The organism is Olleya marilimosa CAM030 (assembly GCF_000518485.1).
In the GTDB taxonomy this organism is placed as follows: Bacteria; Bacteroidota; Bacteroidia; order Flavobacteriales; family Flavobacteriaceae; genus Olleya; species Olleya marilimosa.
In genome coordinates, this window is sequence record NZ_JADR01000001.1 from 310069 (window position 1) to 332826 (window position 22758).

A 22758-nucleotide genomic window follows, 5' to 3' on the forward strand; every position below is an offset into this window, starting at 1 on the left:
TCTAATTATATATTAAAATATAAGCGTTTAAAGATGTAGCAATTAATAGCCAAACCATGTATGGCAATAATAAGAAGCTGATGTTATTAGCAGTTTTTTTATATTTAAAAAACATGTAGAAAATAACAACAGTAAGCAGTATTATGGTCATTAAGGCAAATAATACTTGGTGTAAATTAAAAAATATAAAATTCCAACTAACATTTAAAATGACTTGTAAGATATAAACAGTTATTAGTTGTTTAGTTTTTATTACTGTAAACAATTTGGATAAATAAACCGAAAAACATAACATTATGATTGTCCAAGCAACACCAAAAATCCAACCAGGAGGAGTCCAAGGTGCTTGGTTTAAATTAGTGTACCAATCTGATAAAGGACCATTATCCATTAACCAACTTCCAAAAGCTAATCCACCAAAATTAATGACGCTAAACATTAAGAAAAGTAAAAGTTGCTTCATTTTAAATATTTTGTGATTTTAGAGCTGTTTGGGTTAGTAGTAGAGTATAAGTAGTCTATCAACTGTCCCTTAGGGCTAACAATATATTTTTGAAAATTCCACTTTACTGAAGAATTACTTTTACCGTTTTTTTGTTGTTGTGTAAGCCAAGCATATAAAGGATGTTGGTTTTGTCCTTTAACATCTATTTTCTCGGTAATCAAAAAAGAAACTCCGTAATTTACTTCACAAAATTCCTCTATAGCATTAGCATCTCCAGGTTCTTGATTTCCAAATTGATTACATGGTACACCTATAATTTGTAATTTTTCTTTATACGTGTCGTGCAAAAGTTGTAAATCTTTGTATTGTGGTGTAAAACCACATTTAGAAGCAACATTTACAAATAAGATATATTTGCCTTTAAAATTGCTTAATAATATTGGTTTGCCTTGTAAATTATTAATTTTAATATCGTAAATACTAGGTAGATTTTTTAAATCTATTTTAGAATTACTTCTACTAAAAAATGTAGCAACAAATGCTTTAAATGGATTCATGTTTTTAGATTTTAAAACTTACTATACCACAATCCATTTCAAAGACTTGACCAGAGATTGATAATGCTTTATCTGACGTTAAAAACTGAGCCATGTCTGCAACCTCTTGTGGATTTAAAAACTTTTTTAAAGGGTGTCTTTCTGTTATGTTTTCAATCATTTTTTCGTTACGCAATAATTTTGAGGCTAATTCAGTATCTGTAACTGTTGGTGCTATTGCATTAATCCTTACAGTTGGAGCCATTTCGGCACCTACAGATTTTACTAATCCTTCAATAGCACTTTTAGAAGCAGCTACACTTGCATGAAATGGCATTCCTAATTTGGAAGCTACTGTACTAAATAATACAATAGATGGATTTGAGCCTTTTTTTAAAGGATCAAGATATTTTTGTATAGCTTTTACTGCACCTATAACGTTAATCTCAAAATCTGCTCTAAAATCATCTAATTTAAGTCTTCCTATAGGTTTTAGGTTTATACTTCCTGGACAGTAAATTAATGTATCTACAGCCTCTAGTTCAGGTAGATCTTCGGTTAAAATATCGCAATTATAATGTGTCAGATTTTGGTGGTTAAAATCTGGTTTAGTGCGACTAATGTTTGTGACCTTGTGTGTGTCTAAAAAGGTTTGGGTAATGGCTTTTCCAATACCTTTACTACCTCCAATTATTACTAAATTTTTCATGGCTATTTTTCGTTTTTAGGTATAAAAAAAGTGGTATTAATAAGATTGCTCCTATTAAGTAATACCACTAATATGTAATTTAGATTATTATCTAATGCTTATGCAGCAGATGGTCTTCCTTTTAATCGTTTTTCAATCTTTTGTTTGATAGCAGTCAAATCTTTCATTATATCCATTAACTTAGGATCTTTGTTTTCTTTGTAAAGCTCATTCAAACCAAGGATTAAATCTTTAGCTTCTCTTGACGCAAGAATACGATCACTTGTTGTAATAAACTTGTGCTTTTTTTCTGTAAACTCTATTGCTTTTTCTACGATACTCATAATGCTACTCTTTTAAATAATTTTGTAATTCGGCTATTTTTTCTGGTGTATTAAATCTTCCACCATAAAAAGTCGTCACTGTTGCAGAAGTTTCATCCTTAATACCTCGTGACGATACACATAAGTGTTTGGCATCAATAATTACAGCAACATCATCTGTTTGTAATGCAGCTTTTAGCTCTTCTGCTATTTGGTTTGTTAAGCGTTCTTGTACCTGAGGACGTTTAGCGAAATACTGAACAATTCTGTTTAATTTTGATAAGCCTATTACTTTCCCTGAAGAAATATAAGCCACATGAGCTTTACCAATAATGGGTACAAAATGGTGCTCGCAGTTGGAGTAGAAAGTAATATTTTTCTCTACCAACATTTGATTGTATTTGTATTTATTGTCAAATAACGCAATTTTTGGCTTATTTTGAGGGTTTAATCCAGAAAATATTTCATCAATGTACATTTTGGCCACTCTTTTTGGTGTGCCTTTTAATGAATCATCGGTTAAATCTAAACCCATAACGTCCATAATTTCTTCAAAAAGAATAGCAATTTTTTCTTTCTTTACTTCATCAGAAAATTTGAAAGCGTCACTCTTCATAGGTGTTTCAAGACCTGTATACATGTGATCATCTCCAATGTCTTGATAGTCAATACCATTAAGGTCTTGATGGTTTAGGGTTGGCATTACGTTTTGTTTAATCATTTTTTCTTTTTATATGCTGTATTTGGTAAATCAAGCCAAATCAAAGCAGTTTTTATAAATATCTAACGTTTAGATATTTTATTGTGGGTAATTTGTTTTTGTCTAGAGCACTTAAAACGACCGTCTTCAAATACTCTTTTTTTGCTATGCTTTGTATTTCGGCCTTGTACTCTGGCTCTCCATAACCTGAAGCTACTAGGTTTCATTTCGCGACGCATTAATGTAATGACGTCTTGCTCTTTTAATCCAAATTGAAATGTAATGGCGTCAAAAGGTGTGCGGTCTTCCCATGCCATCTCAATAATGCGATCTAATTCTTCTATTGTAAACTCTTTTATCATTTATTGTGGCGAAAAATTAAATTGTTGGTCATATTTAATTTTCTCATTCATTAACTTATCAAAAAACTTTTTATTTTCCTTAAAGGTCTTATTGTTTCTAAAATGAATAAATTTTCCGTTAGAATGAATACTTGACCCATTTATTTTGTAAACTACTAATTGATAATATGGAATTGCCCAAGTAAAGTTTTGTAAGCCTTTAGTAATATGTATTAATATACCAATTGGTCTTAACTCTATATTTCCGTAATTAGTGTCACTAACTGTATTCAAAATTGATGCCATATTAGGACTAACCTCATCAACAATCATCCTTTTAGATCCGACACCTCTCATTTTGATAGACTGTATAAGACTAAAAGGTTTACCAACTATATCATCAATTAGCTTGTTGTTTTCTTTATTGTTATGTGTCGTGTTTAATAACAAATCTTAATCTTTTCTTTTAATTATACTCAAATATACAAAATGTTTAACTTTTTTTAAGTATTGTTAAACAAAATTTAACATATTGAATTTAATTATGCTTAGATAGAAGTAAGTTATTGATTGCGAAGTAATTTATTACGGTCATTTAAAGTATGTCGTTTTAAAATACGATAACTTTCTTTTTTGACTAATGGATTATCTTTAAGGTTCCAAAGTGTGTCGCTTGCGTATTTTCTAGTTTGCTTCTCGTCAATTATTGGATAAGGATAATCTGTACCAAGTTGAAAGCCTGTTAGTTGTTGATCAAAATAAGACATATCACTTGGATTGTGAATAAAAGGCGCTTCTAAATTAGCCAATTCTGGAACCCATTGTTTAATAAATTTACCATCTGGATCGTGCTCTAAACTATTTTTTAATGGGTTATAAATACGTAAGGTATTAATGCCAGTTTCGCCAGCTTGCATTTGTATTTGCGGATAATGGATACCAGGCTCGAAGTCTAAAAATAGGCTTGCTAGATGCTGGCTCATGTCTTGCCAAGGTTGCCATAAATTATGTGTAAAAAAAGACACTACTAAGGCTCGCATCCTAAAATTTAGATAGCCAGTTTCTTTTAAACAACGCATGCAAGCATCTATTAATGGAAAGCCTGTTTGTCCGTTTTTCCAAGCGTCTTGATATTTTAAATTTACAGGTTTATTTAGTTGGTGATAGCCTTTGTTAACACTTTTAAACTCCATAAGGTGTTCCATTTCAAACTTTTGGATAAAGTGAGCTTGCCAACGCAGTCTGGATACAAATGCATTTAAATGACGTTTGTATTTGGTGTGCTTTACAACCTCTGATGCGCCATTAATAACCTGTTTTATGGATAAGTTTCCCCAAGCAATGTAAGGTGATAATCTGCTGCAACCTGTTCTAGCTTCTAAAGGTTTTGAGATGTGATACATGTAGTTTTTGTATCGTCCGTTGTAAAACGATTGCATGTATTTTAATCCTGTTGTTGTGCCTCCTTTTTGAAATGTTATTGAATGTTTCGTTGACACGGAAATTGTGTTTAGTTCCGATTCAAGAGTTTCAATTTGACTTATATGTAGTAATTGATTTGGTTTCGGTTGAAACAGAAACTCGGCTTGCATCATATAATTGTCCCAATTCTGATACCATGTATTTCTGTTGGTTAGTCCACGTTGCACACCATTATTGTCATTTTCTGACCAAACAATAGTGTTTTTGGCTAAAAATTCCGCGAAAGCGATATCTCGTTTAAACGTAGATAAAAGACCTGTTTCTTTATGAGAAAATACGTTGGTGACGTTAAAAGTTATGTTGATAGTTTTTATAACCTTTTGGATGTCATTTTGGACAACCAATACTTTGGAATTGTATGGTTTTAACTGTGCGTTTAAATCTTCTAAAGATTGTTTTACAAAGTCCCAATGACGCTGGCTATAATGTTTGTCTTGTAATAAAAAATCTTCAAAAGTGTAGAGTAGGAGCGTGTGTTGACCTGAGTTTAAAGCATTAGTAATGGCTTCGTTATCTTGTAGTCGAAGGTCGCGTTTTAGCCATACTATGCTTAGGTTTTGTTTCATTTTATTGATTTTTCTTTATTGCTTCTCGATACAATTTGCTCGTGCCTCATAAATCACTCGAATTGACGTTGCATGTCTATTTTGAGTTTCTAATTCTGTTTTATCTCTTGTTTTACGTAATCGTCACATCGAGTGGTTTTTAGTTTTTTTCTAAAAATTGTATCGAGATGCTATTTTGTTCTTTACACTTTTACTACTTCTCGATACAATTTGCTCGTACCTCACAAACCACTCGAAGTGACGTTTGTGTGACTGTTTTTAGTTTTTCTCTAAAAATTGTATCGAGGTGTTTTTTAAAAACTATCAGGATTTTCAATAATTTGTTGTGCTCTTTCTTTTAGGCTACTTAGTTGTTTAGCTTCCATTTTATCTAATAGGCTGTACATCATTTTCATTCTGAAATTATCGCCTAATTGTTTACGTTTGTCATCCAAAAAATTCCAATACAAACTATTAAAAGGACAGGCTGTGTCGCCTAGTTTTTCTTTTTTATTATAGTGGCAACTGTCGCAGTAGTTTCCCATCTTGTGAATATAACTTGCGCTAGATACATATGGTTTTGTTGCTATTTTTCCGCCATCTGCAAATTGACTCATCCCTCTTGTATTAGGAAGCTGAACCCACTCTACAGCGTCAACATATATACCCAAATACCAGGCATCCACTTGATCAGGATCTATTTGTGCTAATAATGCAAAATTACCAGTAACCATAAGACGTTGGATATGGTGTGCATAACCATTGTCTAAACTATTGGTAATGGATTGTTTTAGGCAATTCATTTTTGTGTTTCCTGTCCAATAAAAATCTGGCAGATTATTATTGTTTTCAAGATAATTAAGCGTTTTATATTCTGGCATTAAAGCCCAATACATGCCACGCATATATTCTCTCCAACCTAAGATTTGCCTAATAAAACCTTCTACTTGACTAATATTTATATCCTCGCCATGTTTGCGCCAATAATTAAGTACAGTATCTACTATATTTTTAGGTGAAATCAATTTTAGATTCATAGCAAAAGACAGTCTAGAATGAAACAAATAGACTTGGTCTGTGTGCATGGCATCTTGATAATCTCCAAAATGAATCAGCAATACCTCGCAAAAATATTTAAGTTGCTCTAGTGCTTGTTGCCTGTTTATAGGATAACTGAAGGTTTTTGTGTCTAATGTTCCAAGTGTTTTAATGTCTTCTTTTTCTATTAGCGTTGCAATAGCTTCAATATCATTTTTGAAATATTTGTAAGGCGGAATGGGATGCTCGGCTTTCCATTTATTGCGATTGCTTTTGTCGTAATTCCATTTCCCACCTTCAGGTTGTCCTGCAACCATTAGTATATCGTGTTTTTTACGCATTTCACGATAAAAGTTTTCCATTAGGTATTGCTTTTTACCTTTAAAAAACTGTTTTAAATCTTGACGTTTTGTGTAAAAATGTTCTGTTGAAAATGCTTCTGTATCAATATCTACCGAGTTACAAAAAGTAGTCAATTGTTCGTCTAATCTGTATTCGTCTGGTAATTGATATTCAAATTTAGTAATGTCATGTTCCTCTATTAGTAACTTAAGGTTGTCTGTTAAGCTTTGGGTGTTTTTACTGTCGTCTAGTTTTAAATATTGGACAGTAAAACCTTGGTCTTTTAAATGTTGACCAAAATCGCGCATGGCAGCAAAAAATCCAATAACTTTTTGGATATGATGTGTCACGTAGTCGGTTTCCTGACGCATTTCAAACAAACAATATACTGTGTTTTCTGGATTGTCTTTGTACCAGCTGTGTTTACTGTTTAGTTGGTCGCCAAGTATTAGTCTTAATGTTTTCAATGCTTGTTTGTTTTCTGTTTAGTTCTTTGTGTATTTTACTTGAGCTTATAAAACACTTAAACGGACGAATATTAAAAAAGGGTGTCTTGCAGCCATAAACGTTGATACTTTCCGTTAGTATCATAGCGTTCTACTTGTAGTTTTACGTTAAATTTTCGGTCTCTTGGATCGTTTCCAACACCTGCAACATACATCCAGTTTCCGTAGTTGCTATGCACATCATAATCTATAAGCATACTTTCAAAATAACTTGCTCCAATACGCCAATCTAATTCTAAAGATTTTGCAAAATAGCTGGCAACATTTTGTCGTCCACGATTACTCATCCAACCTGTTTTTTTTAGCTCAAGCATGTTAGCATTAACAAAAGGTTCTGGCGTGTTGCCATCAATCCATTGTTTAATTTTTGTTTGATTTGTAGACCAGTGGTATTGCTTGTTTAAAATACCACCTATTTTAAATAGTTGGTTACCGTGTTTTAATGATACGTATTTAAAATAATCACGCCAAATCAATTCAAAAATTAGCCAATAAGTAGATTCATTTTTTAAATGTTGGTTTTCAAAACGTATAACTTCATGATAAATTTGTTTAGCAGATAAACTTCCGTTAGCTAACCATGGAGAGAACTTAGAACTAAAGTCTGTACCTATTAATCCGTTTCTAGTTTTTTTGTAAAAGCCTAATTTTTTGGTTTCGAAAAAATAATTATTTAAACGTCTAAAAGCTTCGGTTTCTCCTCCTTTAAAAGGAAACGCATTATTAGGATGCGGAGTAATAGCATCCAATCCTAGAGTTTCTAAAGTAGGAATTGTTGTGTTGTTTGTTATGTTGAAGTTTTCAGCTGTAGCTGAATTAGTGACGTTTAAAGGTCTGATCGTACTCAGTTTTTCGCATTGTTTCCTGAATTGTGTAAACACGTTTGGTAATGCTTCCGTTTTAAACGGAATATCTTCCGGATGGTATAAAAACTGGTCGTAAGTTTCAATATATTTTATGTCATCTGAAAGATTAGCTTTTACTTGATTGATAACCGAAACCTCTTCATCTGTCCATTCTTTTTGAAGATAAACAGTCGAAATATTATGTTGCTTAACTAAATTGTGGATAGCGTGTTCTGGAGTTTCCGTGTAAACGAACAACGGAATATTAAGCAGCTTTAACTGTTGCTTTAAATCTGTTATAGTTTCGATTAAAAACTGCGCTCTAAAGTTTTCTGTCTTTTTAAATCCAAAAGGGGATTTTTTAAATTGTCTTGGGTCAAAACAATAAACAGCAATGGCAGTATTGCTGTTTTCTATTGCCTTTTTAAGTGCAATATTATCTTGTGTTCTTAAGTCGTTTTTAAACCAAACTAGGCTGTTTTTGTTTTGTTGCGTCTGCATTTTTCACTACAATATTTTACGTCATTCCAACTCTTTTCCCATTTTTTACGCCAAGTAAATGGCAATTTGCACGTTGGGCATATTTTGGTTGATAGATTTTGTTTTTTTATGTTTTTAGGCATTAGCTAATTTGTTAATCATCCCTTTAAAAATAAAACCATGAAATGGTAATACACTATACCAATACAAACGTCCAGCTAGTCCACGAGGTCTAAAAGTGGCACGTTGGTATACTTTACCTTTGGCAACTCTAAACTCTAACCAAGCTTCTCCTGGAAGTTTCATTTCTGCAAAGAGTATTAGACGCTGTTCTTTTTTATCTGCTAAAAGGACACGCCAAAAGTCTAAGGCATCTCCAGTTTTTATATTTGTTTTATTTGTGCGTCCACGACGCAAGCCAATACCACCAACTAGTTTATCTAAAAAACCTCTGATTTTCCATAAAAATGTACCGTAATACCAACCATTTTCGCCACCAATAGCCCAAATTTTTTCAAGTGTACGCTGCTCGTCTTTGACTTTGCGTTCTTTTATGTCTGTAAAGCAACCGTGTTTTGGTACTTTTAAATATTGTGTGGATGCTCGTTTTTTAAATCTACTGTTAATAAGTGCATCTTTCCAGCTTGAGATAATATCGTTACCTTCAATCTTGACAAAAGCTAATTCTACAGCTTGTTTGTAGGACATAGGCGTGACGTCTAATAATTGGTTGATGTTACTTTTTTCGCCAATAATTTCAATACCCATACTATTTACTAATGATGAAGCCAATTTATAAGACGTTGACGTCACAAAATATAGCCAATAACTAGACAGTTTTGGTGTCATTACAGGTACAGTTAATATGTAGCGCTTTAGTTTTCTGGCTTCAGCAAATTTTAATAACATTTGTTTATATGTCATGACTTCTGGTCCAAAAATATCGTGTGAAGTATTATATAATTTTTGGTTTCCAAGACCACGAATTAAAAACGTTAAGACATCTCTAACGCCAATAGGTTGTGTTTTTGTATTTAACCATTTAGGCGCAACCATTACTGGAAGTTTTTCTACTAAATCTCTTATAATTTCAAAACTAGCACTACCAGAACCAACAATTATACCTGCCTTAAAAACAGTTAAGGCGTAGTGCTGGGATTGCAAGGTTGTTTCGACATTTTTTCTAGATAATAAATGCTTGGATAATTTGGTGTCGTTTGTAATACCACTTAAATAAATGACTTGCTTGGCGTTAGTTGTTTCAATATAATTTTTGAAATTTACCGCGCAGTCTTCTTCCATTTGATGAAATTGATCTACCGAATTTGACATAGAATGAATCAAATAATAGGCAGCATCAATATCTTTTGGAATATTACTTAGAGTTTCAGGCTTTAGAAAGTCAGCCTCAATAACGTGTAAGTTTTCTTCTTCAGAATATTTACGTTCTGTACGTAATTTACCTCTAACAGCACAAACTACAGTGTGTCCTTGTTCTAATAGTAACGGGATAATGCGCTTACCAATGTAACCTGTTGCTCCTGTTACTAATATTCTCATGGGTTTGGTTTTAATTGTTATGTAATTTTATTTATTTCTGTTCATTTTGTCTTGAAACAATACGAACCAAAAATTCAAATCAATTTGAGGAAATTCCTGCGGAACATTCGTTCTTGAAACTTGATGCTTGAAACTTTGCTTCGCAGTTACGTTTCTTCACTCTTTATTTCTCCAAATTGATGATTCCGACTGTGTCGAAATTTGGGACTTTCTATCTGAAATAGTTTGGTTTTATTTCAAACCATTATTATTCTTTTTATTTTTTAGGTCTTTGGTATTCTAAGCGTTTTTCTAATTTAGGGATTGTGTATCCATCCAATCCGTTAATAGCAGCAATATTTGCTTTGGATAGGTTTATAAATCCATCGTCTTCTAATAAATCACCATTAATATACAAACCTTGTATTTCTCCTATTACTAAAATTGTGTTATTAGCTTTGATTAGATATTCTTCAACAAATTTCATTTCTAGTTGAATTGGAGCTCCTTTAACAAAAGGCGCTTTGCAATTGTCTTTGTATTCTGACTCTAAACCAGTCATATCAAATTCTGAAATCGATTGGTCGTATTTAGCAGACGTATGATGTGCGTCTTCAAAATTGTCTAAATCAATGTGATTAATAGTATAAACACCTGTGTTTTTTATGTTATCATACGTGTGACGTGTTACCGTTGTTGGTCTACAAAAAAAGCCCAATAAAGGTGGATTACTTCCAACGTGTGTTACCGAACTAAATACAGCTACATTTTCTTGTCCATTATTAGATTTTGTGCCTATTAAATTAGCACTTTTAAAACCAGAGCAACTATTAATTAAATTAATTTTATACAAATGCTCTAATTCTTGAATCTGTTTTAAATTAAAATAAGCCATTTATAAGGATTTGTAATTGTTGATTTGAACGTTTTTTGCTTTTAAGTCAAACATTAAATTATATAAACCAAAGAAGGTTCTGTTTATGTAAATAAAATGCTTAGAACCTCGGTTTCCATTCATTTTTCTTAACTCTGTACTTTTACTGTAACGTTGTCCCATTTCTGAAATAGCGTTAAAAAATTCTGGATCGGAAAAATCAAAAGTATCTTCGTGGAAAGGCTTTGTAAATAAGCTTAACAACTCATGAAACATTGAGGAGAAAAAATCTAACTCTTCTTGAGTGTCTTCTTCTCTTAAAATCTCTAATTCGTACATTTTTTCGGTAAATAAGATTTTATTATTTATAACCTCTGGTTTTGCTAATTCAAAATAAGGCACGTAAAAATCTTCAGGAACCTCCTTCATACATCCAAAATCTAAAGCAATTAAATCGGCAGATTTAGAGACTAAGAAGTTTCCAGGATGCGGATCCGCATGTACTTTTTTAATTACATGCATTTGGTACATATAAAAATCCCAAAGGGCTTGTCCTAATTGATCCGCTTTGTTTTGGTTTTTATTGTAAGCAGTAAATTCAGAAAGGTGTTCGCCTTCCATCCAATCCATAGTTATGATACGTTCTGAAGATAAATCTTCATAATAATTAGGGAACTTGAGATTAGGAATGTGTTTACACGCTTCAACAATAGCCTTACTTTGCTCAACTTCTAAAATATAGTTGGTTTCTTCTACTAATTTGTTTTCTACTTCTTGAAAGTACTTATCAGAGTCCTTACCTTTAATATTAAACATTTTTATGGCAATAGGTTTTACCATAGCCAAATCGCTAGCAATGCTATCTGCGACTCCTGGATATTGAATTTTCACAGCAAGTTTTTTCCCATCCTTTTCGGCTAAATGCACTTGTCCAATACTGGCAGCATTTACAGAATTTAGATTAAAAGAGTCATAAATTTGGCTTGGTAATTTCCCGAAATATTTTTTAAAAGTTTTACTAACTAAAGGTGCAGAAAGTGGTGGTACAGAAAATTGTGCCAATGAAAACTTCTCTACATAAGCTTGTGGCAAAATACTTTTTTCCATACTTAACATTTGCGCTACTTTAAGTGCACTTCCTTTTAATTGCTTTAAACCATCGTAAATGTCTTCCGCATTATTTTCGTTAAGTCTAGCTTTAGCTTCGGCTTCAGTTTTAGTGATTTTGTCACCATAGTATTTTAGGTAATTAACACCAACTTTGGCTCCAGTAGTAACAAGTTTAGTTGCTCTAGAAATTTTTGAAGTTGGTATTTTGTCTATCGTTTTCAATAGTTGTGGATTTAAGTTATTCTTGATACATTTTTTAGTACCTCAAACATTCTAAATGAAGAATGTATTAATTCATCTTAATTTTTTCTTTAAAAATGAATTTTCCAAAGTCAATAATGCTTTTTAAAGGCATGACGTTAAGAACATCAAAACTAGTGTTCACAGATTTTTCTATAAAAATGTCTGTTTTTTCAAACGAAGCAGAGGTATCATCCATCCAAAATTTCATGGTTAATAATAATTGTAACCATGCAGTTTCTGTAAGACCTCTATCTTGAATTTTGTTTAGCTGTTCTTGTTTGATATCTATAAGCTCGATACCTAATTCTTGTATATAGTGTGCAAAACTTGCTTTAAGCTCTGATAACGCAGCGAAGCCTTTAAGACTGTTTTTATGTTTGTGTAAAGCATATACCACATAACTTCTGTTAGCGGTAAGATTTTCGAAAAAAGTAAAGTAGAAGCTTAGTAATTTATTTCTAGGCTCAAAATGTGCGTATTCTTCGCTAGCTTCTAAGGCGTGATGCGTGTTGTCAAAAAAGGCTTTGAAGATTCCTTTTTCTATAGCATCAAATGTTCCGAAGTGCTCATAAAATTTAGATTCCTCAAAATTATTATGCTTCGTGAATGCGTAAACTGATTTAGGTTGTTCGTTATGTTCTAAGACATAATCCATGTAAAATGAAATAATGTCGTTACTGCTTATGTTTTTCTTTTTTGCCATCCTATGAAAATTTGATAGCATAAAGATACAAAATGTTTAACGATGTTTAATTAAAGTTAAACAAAATTTAACATGAGTTTATGTTATGTACTGTTTTTAGTTTTAGTTTACACTGAAATTGAAGAATAAGTAAGCTTGATGTTCTATTAAAATTAGTTTAAAATGAGCTAGGTAGTGATAAGAATAAATCTGTGTGGTTTACAACTTTATCTGCATTTTTAATTTAGCAACCAACAGTTTTGCTACGCCTTTCTAGTATGACATTGTCTAGCCAAATGCCATTTAATTGTCCTATTTTTTCCTTGTAACCAACTATTCTAAAACCATTATTGATATGAAGTCTTAGACTAGCTTTATTTGCTCTCATAATTCCGGCTTGTAGCGTCCATATATTATGTTGCTCACTAATTATAATTAGTTTTTTTAGCAAGAAATCTCCCACTTTTTGGCCTCTAAAATGTTTTGAAACATAAACACTAACCTCTGCAACACCAGAATATACTTTTCTTTTTGAAACAGCACTTAAAGCTGCCCAACCTAAAAATTGGTCGTCTTTTATTGCTAAAATACGACCAATAGGTAAGTGGTTATTATTCCAATAATCCCAATCAGGTACAACTGTTTCAAACGTTGCAACTCCAGTAGCAATACCATCATGATAAATGGATTGTACTTCTGAAAAATTGGCTTTATTTATGGTAATAATTTTCATTTTAACAACATCCAGAACCTGGAGTACATGTTTCACCTGATTGTAAGTCTGAAAATTGTAGTTTTTGTTTTGGTTCTGGGATTCCGCATTTATCCTTTGCTAAACAATCGGTTACTAATGATGTTAGTTGAAACGAATTGTTTTGAAATTCTAAACCAAATTTTTGAATGGTTTGTTCTCCTTGGTATTCTACTTCAATCTCTAAATCTTGAAGATTAAAGATGTCTTCAGAAAGCGTGATAATTTTAACCAGTTTTTCAGGATGTAATCTGTGATCATAATCATTTGCATTCCATAATTGAAAATTTACTTTTTTCTCTTCCCTTACAGTTCCGCCACAATCTATAAAATGCTTTGTTACTTTGCCTACTTCTGTAACATGAAAATGGTTTGGGACTAAACTACCATCAGGCAGTGTAAAAGAAATAGTCTCTAATTGTGATAAGTGTTTTTTAATTTCTGAAAGTGTCATAATTTAATGTGTTATTATGATTAATATTTTGATGTTAGCAACACGTGTTGCTGTCTAAATTGTTGTTAAAAAAGTCATTTAAAAGAGTTTTCATGGCTGTCCAATTGTCCTTGTTTATACAATAGCAAACACTAGTACCTTCAATAGTCCCTTGGATTAAGCCTAAGTTTTTTAGTTCTTTTAAATGTTGTGAGATTGTGGGTTGTGCTAACCCAATTTCTTCTACTAAATCACCACATACACACGCATTAATTTTAAATAAATGCTGTATAATAGCTACTCTAGCAGGATGCCCAAATGCTTTTGCAAAAAGTGCAATTTGGTTTTGTGATTCTGAAAATTTTTCGGTTTTAATTAATCCCATACTGTTAACTTATTTGTATATCGCAATATTACGATTAATATTTTGATTTTTGTCTTAATAAAATCTTAATTTAAGTTTTTATTAACAAACAAGCTTTTAGATATGCTTAATTTTATACACTATAAAATAAAATTACAACCATGAAAAAACTATTTACTTTAATTATGATATTAACGGTATCGTTTGCTGTTAATGCACAAATTGAAACTCCGCAACCAAGTCCATTTCAAAAAATGGAACAAAAAGTTGGATTGACTGACATTACATTAGAATACTCTAGACCATCCATGAGAGGTCGAGAGATTTTTGGAAATTTAGTGCCTTTTGGAAAGCTATGGAGAACAGGAGCAAACCAAAATACAATTATTACTTTTAGTACAGATGTTACTATTGGAGATAGTAATGTAAAAGCAGGCTCTTACGCTATATTTACAACACCAAATGAAGACAGTTGGGATGTTGTTTTTTATGCAGACACTGAAAATTGGGGAACACCACAAAAATGGGATGAAACTAAAGTAGTGGCAAAAGTAACAGCAGAAGTATATCCATTACCAATTGACATTGAAACGTTTACATTGTCTTTTGATGATTTAACAAATGATTCTGCAATGGTAGGTATCATGTGGGAAAAAGTTTATGTAGCCTTTAAAATAGCAGTACCTACAGATAAGACTGTTACTTCAGCTATTGAAAAAACAATGAATGGACCAAGTGCAGATGATTACTATGCCTCAGCACGTTACTATTTAGAAGCTGGAAAAGATATTAATCAAGCAGTAATTTGGATGAATAAAGCTGTGGAGATGACTAAAGCTGAACCTAAATTTTGGTGGTTACGTCAACAATCTTTAATTAACGCAAAAGCAGGAGATAAAAAAGGAGCTATTAAGGCAGCTAAAGCGTCTTTAGAGCTTGCTAAAAAAGCAGGTAATGCTGATTATGTTAAAATGAATACAGACTCATTAAAAGAATGGGGAGGATTATAGTATTAAGTTTTTAATCTTAAAATTTTTTAAAAGCGTAACTCAATGAGTTGCGCTTTTTTTATTATGTAAGCAATAGATTTTAAAGTGTTTTAATATGTACAGGCTTAGATTCCGCGAAAGCGCTATTATTTATTGTTTGATCATTCGCTATTTAAGTAATGTAAACATTGCCATATATGTTTTAGATTAAATGAATTTTATGCAAAAAAAATCTGCAAATATTAATTTGCAGATTTTAATAATGTATAGAAAAGGCAGCTTAATGCTAGCTGTTTCTGTTTTTATTTAGTTCGTCTTGAAGTTGACGTCTTACTTTTTGTTCTCGCTCTAGAGCGTTACGTCTGTGTTCTTCAAACTCTTCTTCAGTTTCTTCTAATCTTAATTTTGCTTCTTTAGTAATAGCATTACTATTTTTGTATTTATATATAAAGAAAAATAGAAAAGCTAATAAACCAGCAATAATAGACCACAATAAGGTGTTATAACCAGTTTTACTCATTTGTAAACCAAATAAAGACATGCTATCTTTTTCAAGATTTGTTTCTTCAAGGTTATTTTTTGTATTGCTTAAGGTGCTTTTTAGCTGCGATACTTCTTGGCTTTGAGAAGCGACCTTGTTTTGAGTGTCTAAAAGTTCTTTTTTTAAAGCTTTAAGTGAATCTAAAGTGTGCGATTTAATTTTTGCAATCCATTCGTTTCTGACAACTTCATAAGATTGTCCACGTGCATCTCTCCAGTTGTTAGATCTTTTTGTAAGATATTCAAATTGGTTTTCTAGAGTTCCAGAATCTAAAGATAATTGGTCATCTTCTTCTTCGGTTTCAGTTTGTGCAGTAGCAGTAAAAGTAAAAAGTAAAATAAAAAAAGCTGCTAATAGATAATTTGTTTTACGCATTGTATTTTGTTTGTTGTCTTTCGTCTTTGCGAAAATATAAAAAAAAGGTTTGCTATAAGGCTTAAATATAACAAAAAGCCTCACAATTGCGAGGCTTTTATATATACGTTTGTAATTAAAATTTGGATGTTAGTAATACGTAAAACGTCTTACTTTAGCAATATGCTTAGCTAATCTTAAAACTTGATGACTATAACCATACTCATTATCATACCATACATATAATATTGCGTTTTTTCCATCTTTTCTAACAATGGTTGCTTTGCTATCGTAAATAGAAGGTGCAGAGCTACCAATTATGTCTGTAGACACTAGCTCGTCACTCATTTCGTATTTAATTTGCTCTACTAAATCGCCTTCTAATGCATATTTTTTTAATGTTGCATTAATACTGTCAATACTAGCTTTAGAGCTTAGCTCTAAATTTAAAATGGCTAAAGATCCATTTGGTACAGGTACACGAATAGCGTTAGATGTTAATTTACCTTCAAAGCTTGGTAAAGCTTTAGAGACTGCTTGACCAGCTCCAGTTTCGGTAATTACCATGTTTAATCCAGCAGCACGACCACGACGGTATTTGCTATGGAAGTTGTCTACTAAGTTTTGATCGTTAGTATAAGCGTGTATTGTCTCTAGATGTCCACTTTTTACACCGTAAGTATCTTCCATTGCTTTTAAAACAGGAGTAATAGCATTAGTTGTACAAGATGCAGCAGAGAAGATGTCTATTTTATCAGGATCATTTTCTAGATGGTTAACACCATAAACAATATTAGGAATCCCTTTTCCTGGAGCAGTTAATAATACTTTATCAGCACCTGGAGAGTTTTTAAGTCTAGTTAAGGCTTCTTTATCTCTAAATACACCTGTATTGTCAATAATTAACGCATTATTAATACCATATTTGGTATAGTCAATGTCTTCTGGTTGGTTAGCATTAATTATTTTTACAGTTGTTCCGTTAATAATTAAGGCTTCGTTTTTAATATCAGCAGTTACAGTACCAGAAAAATCTCCATGTACAGAGTCGTTACGTAATAAAGCAGCACGTTTTTCTAAAACCGTAGCATCTAATTTACCACGTGTTACTATTGCACGTAAACGTAATTGGCTTCCTTTACCAGTACGTGTCATTAACTCTCTAGCAACTAAACGACCAATACGTCCAAATCCGTAAAGGACTACATCTTTAGGTGTGATATCTTTAGTGTTGCTTGCACCTTTAAGTTTGTTAGATACAAATGCTAAAGCATTACTGTATTTTTTTTCTTCTAAATGATACTCATAAGTTAATTTACCAATATCTAATTTAGCAGGAGGAACGTCTAAAGTTTTGATAGCTTGTGCAATCTCTACAGAATCAAATATTGAGATTGGTTTTTGTACAAATTCGCCAGCATATTCATGCAGGTTTAAAATTTCAGATACATTTCTGTCAATTAATTGGTTTCTAAAAATCACCAATTCGATAGATTTGTCATACCATAAATCGCTAACAATTTTAATAAATTCTACGGTAGCTCGTCTTCTGTCTGCTTGAAACGCTAATTCGTTTTCGTAAGTTTCGTTAATGGACATTTTAAATTATTTAGTGTGTGTTGTTAATTTAGACTTCTAAATTTTCGGCAAAAGTATAGATTTCAAACGATTTCGTAAAGTAAAAAGTGTAAAAAAATAAAAGCACTTAATTTTTACAATTAAGTGCTTTAAATTTAAGTTGGATAATTAATTACCTTAAACCATATCTGTTTTTCTCTCCTTTGGAGTTTATTAGCTCAATACTTAAAGGTTGGTACGTATCTCTGTTTTTTAAAATTTGATCAACATCCTCAATAGTATTTACTTTTACATTATTAATAGCAGTAATTATATTACCTGCTTCAATACCTTCTCTTTGTAAATATTGACCATAGGTACCATTAACTTTAGTGATTTTTACACCATTTTTAGTTTTGTATTTTTTTAAGTCTTCTGGTTTTGCATTTTTAATAACTCCAATAACAGGTAAAATATAGGTGTTGTTTTTAAGTAAAGTAACCGCAACCTCTTTGGTTTGGCCATCACGTAATAAAGTTACGTTAACAACATCATTAGGACGCTTAGTGTCCAAAAACCCTCTTAAATCAGAGAATTTTTTAATTTTAATATTATCAATCATTTTAATAATATCACCACTTTTAATACCAGCTTCTGCAGCACCAGTGTCTTCCTCAACATCATCCACATAAAAACCTTCAGTTTCTCCAACACCTAACTTTTCTGCATAAGTACTATTTAATGATCCACCAATGACACCCAAAATACCATTTTGGACATTACCAAACTCCATAATATCTTGTACCACTTTTTTTGCAATATTACTTGGTACAGCAAACGAATAACCAATGTATGATCCAGTCTGAGAGGTAATTGCTGTATTAATACCAATTAACTCACCAGCAGTGTTTACTAAAGCACCTCCAGAGTTTCCTGGATTTACAGCAGCATCAGTCTGTATAAAAGACTGTGTGCTTTGTCCACTTAAATCTCTTGATTTTGCACTAATAATACCTGCAGTAACTGTAGATGTTAAGTTAAACGGATTACCAACAGCTAAAACCCATTCGCCAATTTTAGCAGTATCACTATCACCAAATGTTGTATAAGGTAATTGCTCATCACTTTCTACCTTTAACAAAGCAATATCTGTTTTTGGATCTGACCCAATAATTTTAGCAGTTAATGTACGGTTGTCATTAAGGGTAACACTTAATTGTTGCGAGTCCTCAATAACATGATTGTTGGTAATAATATAACCATCAGGAGATATAATTACTCCACTACCTGTACCCAATTGCCTTTTTTGTGGTACGCGACCATAAAATAAATCTTGTAAGGTAGGTTGCGCTGTATTTAACGCCACATTTTTAACGTGGACTACAGCATGTACTGTTTTATCTGCAGCATTAGTAAAATTAATCCCTTCAGCAGCAGCTAATGCAGTTGTGGTTGTTTTATAATTGGTAGGTAAAAAAACAGGATTATCCAGCGTAGTGTTAGTTGCAATTTGTACGTTGTCTTTTTCAAGAAAGGTTTTATATGTTCCTAGAGTAATTGCACCTCCTAATACCGAAACTAAAACCAAAGTTAACATCTTCTTCATAAAATACTTAGTTTAGATTTATTAGATAACGATTAAAATTAATTAAATATTGAATGTCTATTTCAACTTTAACGACGTTTTAACAACTGAAAAAACTTATATTTGTGCTTCAATTTTTCAGCCCAATGACATTGACTTTTTATAAATATCAAGGAACAGGTAATGACTTTGTCATGATTGATAATAGACAAAACTTATTCGACAAAAATAATACCAAACTTGTTGCATTTTTATGTGATCGTAGATTTGGAATAGGTGCAGATGGACTGATTTTACTAGAAAATCATCCAGACGTAGATTTTAAAATGGTTTATTACAACGCAGACGGAAACCAAAGTACAATGTGTGGTAATGGTGGACGTTGTATTGTCGCTTTCGCGGAATTTTTGCAGATTGTAAAACATGAGACCACTTTTGAAGCGATAGACGGTTTGCATTATGCAAAATTGACAGATGGTTTAATACATTTACAAATGAAAGATGTGGATACCATTGAAGTTTTTGAAAACCATCAATTTTTAGACACAGGATCACCACATCACGTTCAGTGTGTTGAAGACTTAGTTAATTTTGATGTTAAAACGGAAGGCTCAAAAATTAGAAATGGACAACCTTATAATAAAGTAGGAAGCAATGTAAATTTTGTTCAAAAAATTGAGGATGACACTTATGCGTTAAGAACCTATGAAAGAGGAGTAGAAGATGAAACCTTATCATGTGGTACAGGTGCAACAGCAGTCGCTATAGCCATGCATAAGACAGGTCAAATTAATGCTTCAGTAATTAATTTAAAAGTACAAGGAGGACAGTTAAAAGTATCCTTTACTAAAACAGATAACGTCTATAAAAATGTCATGCTAATAGGACCTGCAACACAGGTTTTTAAAGGCGAAATTACATGCTAACATTACAAGGTAAACATATAAATTTAAGAGCCTTAGAGCCAGAAGATTTGTCATTTATACACGAGATTGAAAATGATGAGTCCATTTGGGAAATTAGCAATACGATAACACCATATTCCAAATACCTAATCAAACAGTATTTAGATCATGCACACAAAGATATTTACGAAGTCAAACAATTACGTTTAGTCATTTGTAATAAAGATCAAGATGCAATAGGAATGATTGATGTATTTGATTTTGATTATAAAAACAGAAGAGCAGGCATTGGTATTTTAGTAAAAGATACTGCTAATAGACAAAAAGGGCATGGTAAAGAAGCTTTGCAATTATTGACTAATTATTGTTTTAAACATTTAGATTTACATCAATTATATTGTAACATAAGTGAAGACAATACCGCAAGTTTAGCGCTTTTTAAAAGTCAAGGCTTTAAAGAGATAGGATTAAAAAAAGACTGGAATTATTTAGACGGTCACTTTAAAAACGAATATTTATTTCAATTGATTAATACAGATGTACATTAAAAAAATTTTATTAGCTATAGCCTTAATTGGATTAGTAGTTGCAGCTTATTTTGCCTATTTTATTTATGGAGCCATGTTTAAGCAAAACACAGCGTTTAATAATGACAAAGCTTATATATATGTTCCAACCAATGCAAATTACGATCAGGTAAGAGCGCAATTAGTACCTCTATTAAAAGATATTGACAGTTTTGATGCTTTGGCAAAGCAAAAAAAATATATAAGCAATATCACAGCAGGACGTTTTGCAATTACTAAAAACATGAGTAATAATGATATTATAAACTCGATTAGGAGTAAAAACATCCCAATTAAATTAAGTTTTAATAATCAAGAACGTATTCAAAATCTTGCTGGTCGTATTGCACAGCAAATAGAACCTGATAGCTTACAACTTTTAAAAGTAATGACTGAGGATGCTTTTTTAAAAGAGCACAAGTTTACAGAAGCGACAGTATTAAATATGTATGTCCCTAATAGTTATGAGTTTTTCTGGAATACATCTGCAGAAGGTTTTAGAGACCGTATGTTAAAAGAATATTACCGTTTTTGGAATACCACTAGACAAACTAAACGCAAAGCTTTAAACCTTTCAGTTAACGAGGTTATGACAATAGCTTCTATAGTTCAAAAAGAAACTGCTAAAGTTGACGAAAGACCAAGAGTAGCAGGAGTATATTTAAATCGTATTAAAAAAGGAATGCCATTACAAGCAGATCCAACAGTTATATTTTCTAAAAAATTAAAAGAAAACGATTTTGATCAAATTATAAAACGTGTACTATATAAAGACCTTGAAATTGATTCGCCATACAATACGTATAAATATGCAGGTATTCCTCCTGGACCAATAACAATGCCTGACGTATCAGCAATTGACGCTGTATTAAATCCAGAATCTCATGATTACTATTACTTTGTCGCTAATGTGCAAAACTTTGGTTATCATAAATTTGCTAAAACATTAAGTCAGCATAATGCCAATAAAAACGAATACGTACGTTGGATTAATAGTCAAGGAGTTAACAGATAATTTTTTTGAATAAAATAATCACTTTATTACTTTTATTGACTTCAATTTTAGCTTTAGGGCAAATTGATGATGATTCGTTTTTTAAACCTAGTGACACACTTAATACAAAACGTAAACAAGGTGTAATAATTACTCAAACCAGTTTGGCCACTTTGTCAATAGTTGGTTTAAATACGTTATGGTATTCAGATTATGAACGTTCAAAATTTCATACCACAAACGATAATTCAGAGTGGTTTAAAATGGATAAATTAGGTCATAGTTTTTCTGCGTATCAATTAGGTAAATTTGGAGCTCAAACTTTAAATTGGAGTGGTGTTAGCAAAAAAAATCAGTTGTTATTTGGAGCAACATTAGGCTTTTCTTTTTTAACAGCTGTCGAAGTTTTAGATGGTTTTTCAGAAGAATGGGGTTTTTCTTGGGGAGATTTTTCAGCAAATGCAGCAGGAACAGGTTTGTATATTGGACAACAATTACTTTGGGATGAACAACGCATTCAATTAAAATACTCTTTCAATCAAAGCTCATATGCCAATCAAAATCCTAATAAATTAGGAGCGGGTTTATTAGAAGAAATGATTAAAGATTATAATGGACAAACCTATTGGTTAAGTGCAAATATACATTCGTTTTTTAAAGACAGTAAATTACCTAAATGGTTAAATGTAGCTGTGGGTTATGGCGTTGATGGACTTTTGTATGGTAATGCAAGTCTTCAAAACATAAATTTTCCAAACCAAAATAGGAGTAGACAATTTTATTTAAGTTTAGATATGGACTTAACTAAAATTAATACAAATTCAACATTTTTAAAACAGGTATTTAACCTTATAAATGTTGTTAAAATACCTTTCCCAACATTACAATTAAATGAAAACGGAAAGCTAAAAGGACATGTTTTATACTTTTAACATAAGTTAACATATTGATTATCAGTATTTAATTATTTTTCGTATATTTGCACGCTGAAATTTAAGTC

At 31.8% G+C, this 22758-nt stretch carries 26 protein-coding genes; 5 read left to right on the forward strand and 21 right to left on the reverse strand.

Annotated features, from left to right (window positions below; genetic code table 11):
- Window position 1 precedes the first annotated feature (1 nt).
- The 18 genes from M890_RS0101525 to M890_RS0101605 form a co-directional block, all read right to left on the reverse strand.
- Window positions 2–463 (reverse strand): TspO/MBR family protein, encoded by a 462-nt coding sequence (locus M890_RS0101525; RefSeq protein ID WP_028281822.1) that lies wholly within the window; start codon window positions 461–463, stop codon window positions 2–4.
- Window positions 460–1002 (reverse strand): glutathione peroxidase, encoded by a 543-nt coding sequence (locus M890_RS0101530; RefSeq protein ID WP_028281823.1) that lies wholly within the window; start codon window positions 1000–1002, stop codon window positions 460–462. The genes M890_RS0101525 and M890_RS0101530 overlap by 4 nt, the downstream gene beginning before the upstream one ends.
- A gap of 4 nt (window positions 1003–1006) precedes the next feature.
- Window positions 1007–1690, reverse strand: a complete 684-nt coding sequence (locus tag M890_RS0101535; RefSeq protein WP_028281824.1) for an SDR family NAD(P)-dependent oxidoreductase — start codon at window positions 1688–1690, stop codon at window positions 1007–1009.
- A gap of 98 nt (window positions 1691–1788) precedes the next feature.
- Window positions 1789–2013 carry a hypothetical protein gene (locus M890_RS0101540; RefSeq protein WP_028281825.1) on the reverse strand — a complete coding sequence of 75 codons (225 nt, stop codon included), beginning with the start codon at window positions 2011–2013 and terminating at the stop codon, window positions 1789–1791.
- Window positions 2014–2017: 4 nt separating this feature from the next.
- The gene (folE, locus tag M890_RS0101545; protein WP_394331858.1) at window positions 2018–2695 is read right to left on the reverse strand and encodes a GTP cyclohydrolase I FolE; all 678 of its coding nucleotides are present in this window, start codon (window positions 2693–2695) and stop codon (window positions 2018–2020) included.
- A gap of 80 nt (window positions 2696–2775) precedes the next feature.
- Entirely contained in the window at window positions 2776–3054 is a 279-nt protein-coding gene (locus M890_RS0101550; RefSeq protein ID WP_028281827.1) for a TIGR03643 family protein, read from the reverse strand.
- A complete protein-coding gene (locus M890_RS0101555; RefSeq protein ID WP_028281828.1) occupies window positions 3055–3483 on the reverse strand; it encodes a hypothetical protein in 429 nt (142 codons plus the stop codon).
- 113 nt (window positions 3484–3596) lie between these two features.
- On the reverse strand, window positions 3597–5081 hold the full coding sequence (locus M890_RS0101560; RefSeq protein WP_198018187.1) for a cryptochrome/deoxyribodipyrimidine photo-lyase family protein: 1485 nt from the start codon (window positions 5079–5081) through the stop codon (window positions 3597–3599).
- A 293-nt stretch (window positions 5082–5374) separates the two neighbouring features.
- Window positions 5375–6907, reverse strand: a complete 1533-nt coding sequence (locus M890_RS0101565) for a cryptochrome/photolyase family protein (RefSeq protein ID WP_028281830.1) — start codon at window positions 6905–6907, stop codon at window positions 5375–5377.
- Window positions 6908–6978: 71 nt separating this feature from the next.
- Window positions 6979–8292 (reverse strand): DASH family cryptochrome, encoded by a 1314-nt coding sequence (locus tag M890_RS0101570; protein ID WP_028281831.1) that lies wholly within the window; start codon window positions 8290–8292, stop codon window positions 6979–6981.
- A complete protein-coding gene (locus tag M890_RS16590) occupies window positions 8262–8402 on the reverse strand; it encodes a DUF2256 domain-containing protein (protein WP_232219124.1) in 141 nt (46 codons plus the stop codon). The genes M890_RS0101570 and M890_RS16590 overlap by 31 nt, the downstream gene beginning before the upstream one ends.
- Before the next feature lie 4 nt (window positions 8403–8406).
- Complete coding sequence (locus tag M890_RS0101575; protein WP_028281832.1) at window positions 8407–9831, reverse strand: SDR family oxidoreductase; 1425 nt, start codon at window positions 9829–9831, stop codon at window positions 8407–8409.
- A 256-nt stretch (window positions 9832–10087) separates the two neighbouring features.
- Window positions 10088–10705 (reverse strand): flavin reductase family protein, encoded by a 618-nt coding sequence (locus M890_RS0101580; RefSeq protein WP_028281833.1) that lies wholly within the window; start codon window positions 10703–10705, stop codon window positions 10088–10090.
- Window positions 10706–12016, reverse strand: coding sequence for an ABC1 kinase family protein (locus tag M890_RS0101585; RefSeq protein ID WP_028281834.1), 1311 nt, complete (start codon window positions 12014–12016; stop codon window positions 10706–10708).
- A 67-nt stretch (window positions 12017–12083) separates the two neighbouring features.
- Entirely contained in the window at window positions 12084–12740 is a 657-nt protein-coding gene (locus tag M890_RS0101590) for a TetR family transcriptional regulator C-terminal domain-containing protein (RefSeq protein ID WP_028281835.1), read from the reverse strand.
- A gap of 223 nt (window positions 12741–12963) precedes the next feature.
- Window positions 12964–13452, reverse strand: coding sequence for a GNAT family N-acetyltransferase (locus tag M890_RS0101595; protein ID WP_028281836.1), 489 nt, complete (start codon window positions 13450–13452; stop codon window positions 12964–12966).
- Between the two features lies 1 nt (window position 13453).
- A complete protein-coding gene (locus M890_RS0101600) occupies window positions 13454–13924 on the reverse strand; it encodes a DUF6428 family protein (RefSeq protein ID WP_028281837.1) in 471 nt (156 codons plus the stop codon).
- Between the two features lie 34 nt (window positions 13925–13958).
- Window positions 13959–14288, reverse strand: a complete 330-nt coding sequence (locus M890_RS0101605; protein ID WP_028281838.1) for an ArsR/SmtB family transcription factor — start codon at window positions 14286–14288, stop codon at window positions 13959–13961.
- 140 nt (window positions 14289–14428) lie between these two features.
- Between M890_RS0101605 and M890_RS0101610 the strand changes: the two genes are divergently transcribed.
- Window positions 14429–15277 carry a DUF2911 domain-containing protein gene (locus tag M890_RS0101610; RefSeq protein ID WP_028281839.1) on the forward strand — a complete coding sequence of 283 codons (849 nt, stop codon included), beginning with the start codon at window positions 14429–14431 and terminating at the stop codon, window positions 15275–15277.
- Window positions 15278–15542: 265 nt separating this feature from the next.
- Here the strand turns inward: M890_RS0101610 and M890_RS0101615 are convergent, their stop codons facing one another.
- The 3 genes from M890_RS0101615 to M890_RS0101625 form a co-directional block, all read right to left on the reverse strand.
- Window positions 15543–16172 carry a hypothetical protein gene (locus tag M890_RS0101615; RefSeq protein ID WP_051437421.1) on the reverse strand — a complete coding sequence of 210 codons (630 nt, stop codon included), beginning with the start codon at window positions 16170–16172 and terminating at the stop codon, window positions 15543–15545.
- Window positions 16173–16301: 129 nt separating this feature from the next.
- Window positions 16302–17750, reverse strand: coding sequence for a glyceraldehyde-3-phosphate dehydrogenase (locus M890_RS0101620; RefSeq protein WP_028281841.1), 1449 nt, complete (start codon window positions 17748–17750; stop codon window positions 16302–16304).
- A 151-nt stretch (window positions 17751–17901) separates the two neighbouring features.
- The gene (locus M890_RS0101625; RefSeq protein ID WP_028281842.1) at window positions 17902–19314 is read right to left on the reverse strand and encodes a S1C family serine protease; all 1413 of its coding nucleotides are present in this window, start codon (window positions 19312–19314) and stop codon (window positions 17902–17904) included.
- A 125-nt stretch (window positions 19315–19439) separates the two neighbouring features.
- Here M890_RS0101625 and dapF point away from each other — a divergent pair, with 125 nt between their 5' ends.
- From dapF to M890_RS0101645, 4 genes are read left to right on the forward strand one after another with little or no spacing between them, the layout of a single operon-like run.
- A complete protein-coding gene (dapF, locus tag M890_RS0101630; RefSeq protein ID WP_028281843.1) occupies window positions 19440–20219 on the forward strand; it encodes a diaminopimelate epimerase in 780 nt (259 codons plus the stop codon).
- Window positions 20213–20746 carry a GNAT family N-acetyltransferase gene (locus M890_RS0101635; RefSeq protein ID WP_028281844.1) on the forward strand — a complete coding sequence of 178 codons (534 nt, stop codon included), beginning with the start codon at window positions 20213–20215 and terminating at the stop codon, window positions 20744–20746. The genes dapF and M890_RS0101635 overlap by 7 nt, the downstream gene beginning before the upstream one ends.
- Window positions 20736–21779 carry an endolytic transglycosylase MltG gene (mltG, locus tag M890_RS0101640; protein WP_028281845.1) on the forward strand — a complete coding sequence of 348 codons (1044 nt, stop codon included), beginning with the start codon at window positions 20736–20738 and terminating at the stop codon, window positions 21777–21779. The genes M890_RS0101635 and mltG overlap by 11 nt, the downstream gene beginning before the upstream one ends.
- A gap of 5 nt (window positions 21780–21784) precedes the next feature.
- The gene (locus M890_RS0101645) at window positions 21785–22690 is read left to right on the forward strand and encodes a DUF2279 domain-containing protein (RefSeq protein WP_316929338.1); all 906 of its coding nucleotides are present in this window, start codon (window positions 21785–21787) and stop codon (window positions 22688–22690) included.
- Window positions 22691–22758 lie beyond the last annotated feature (68 nt).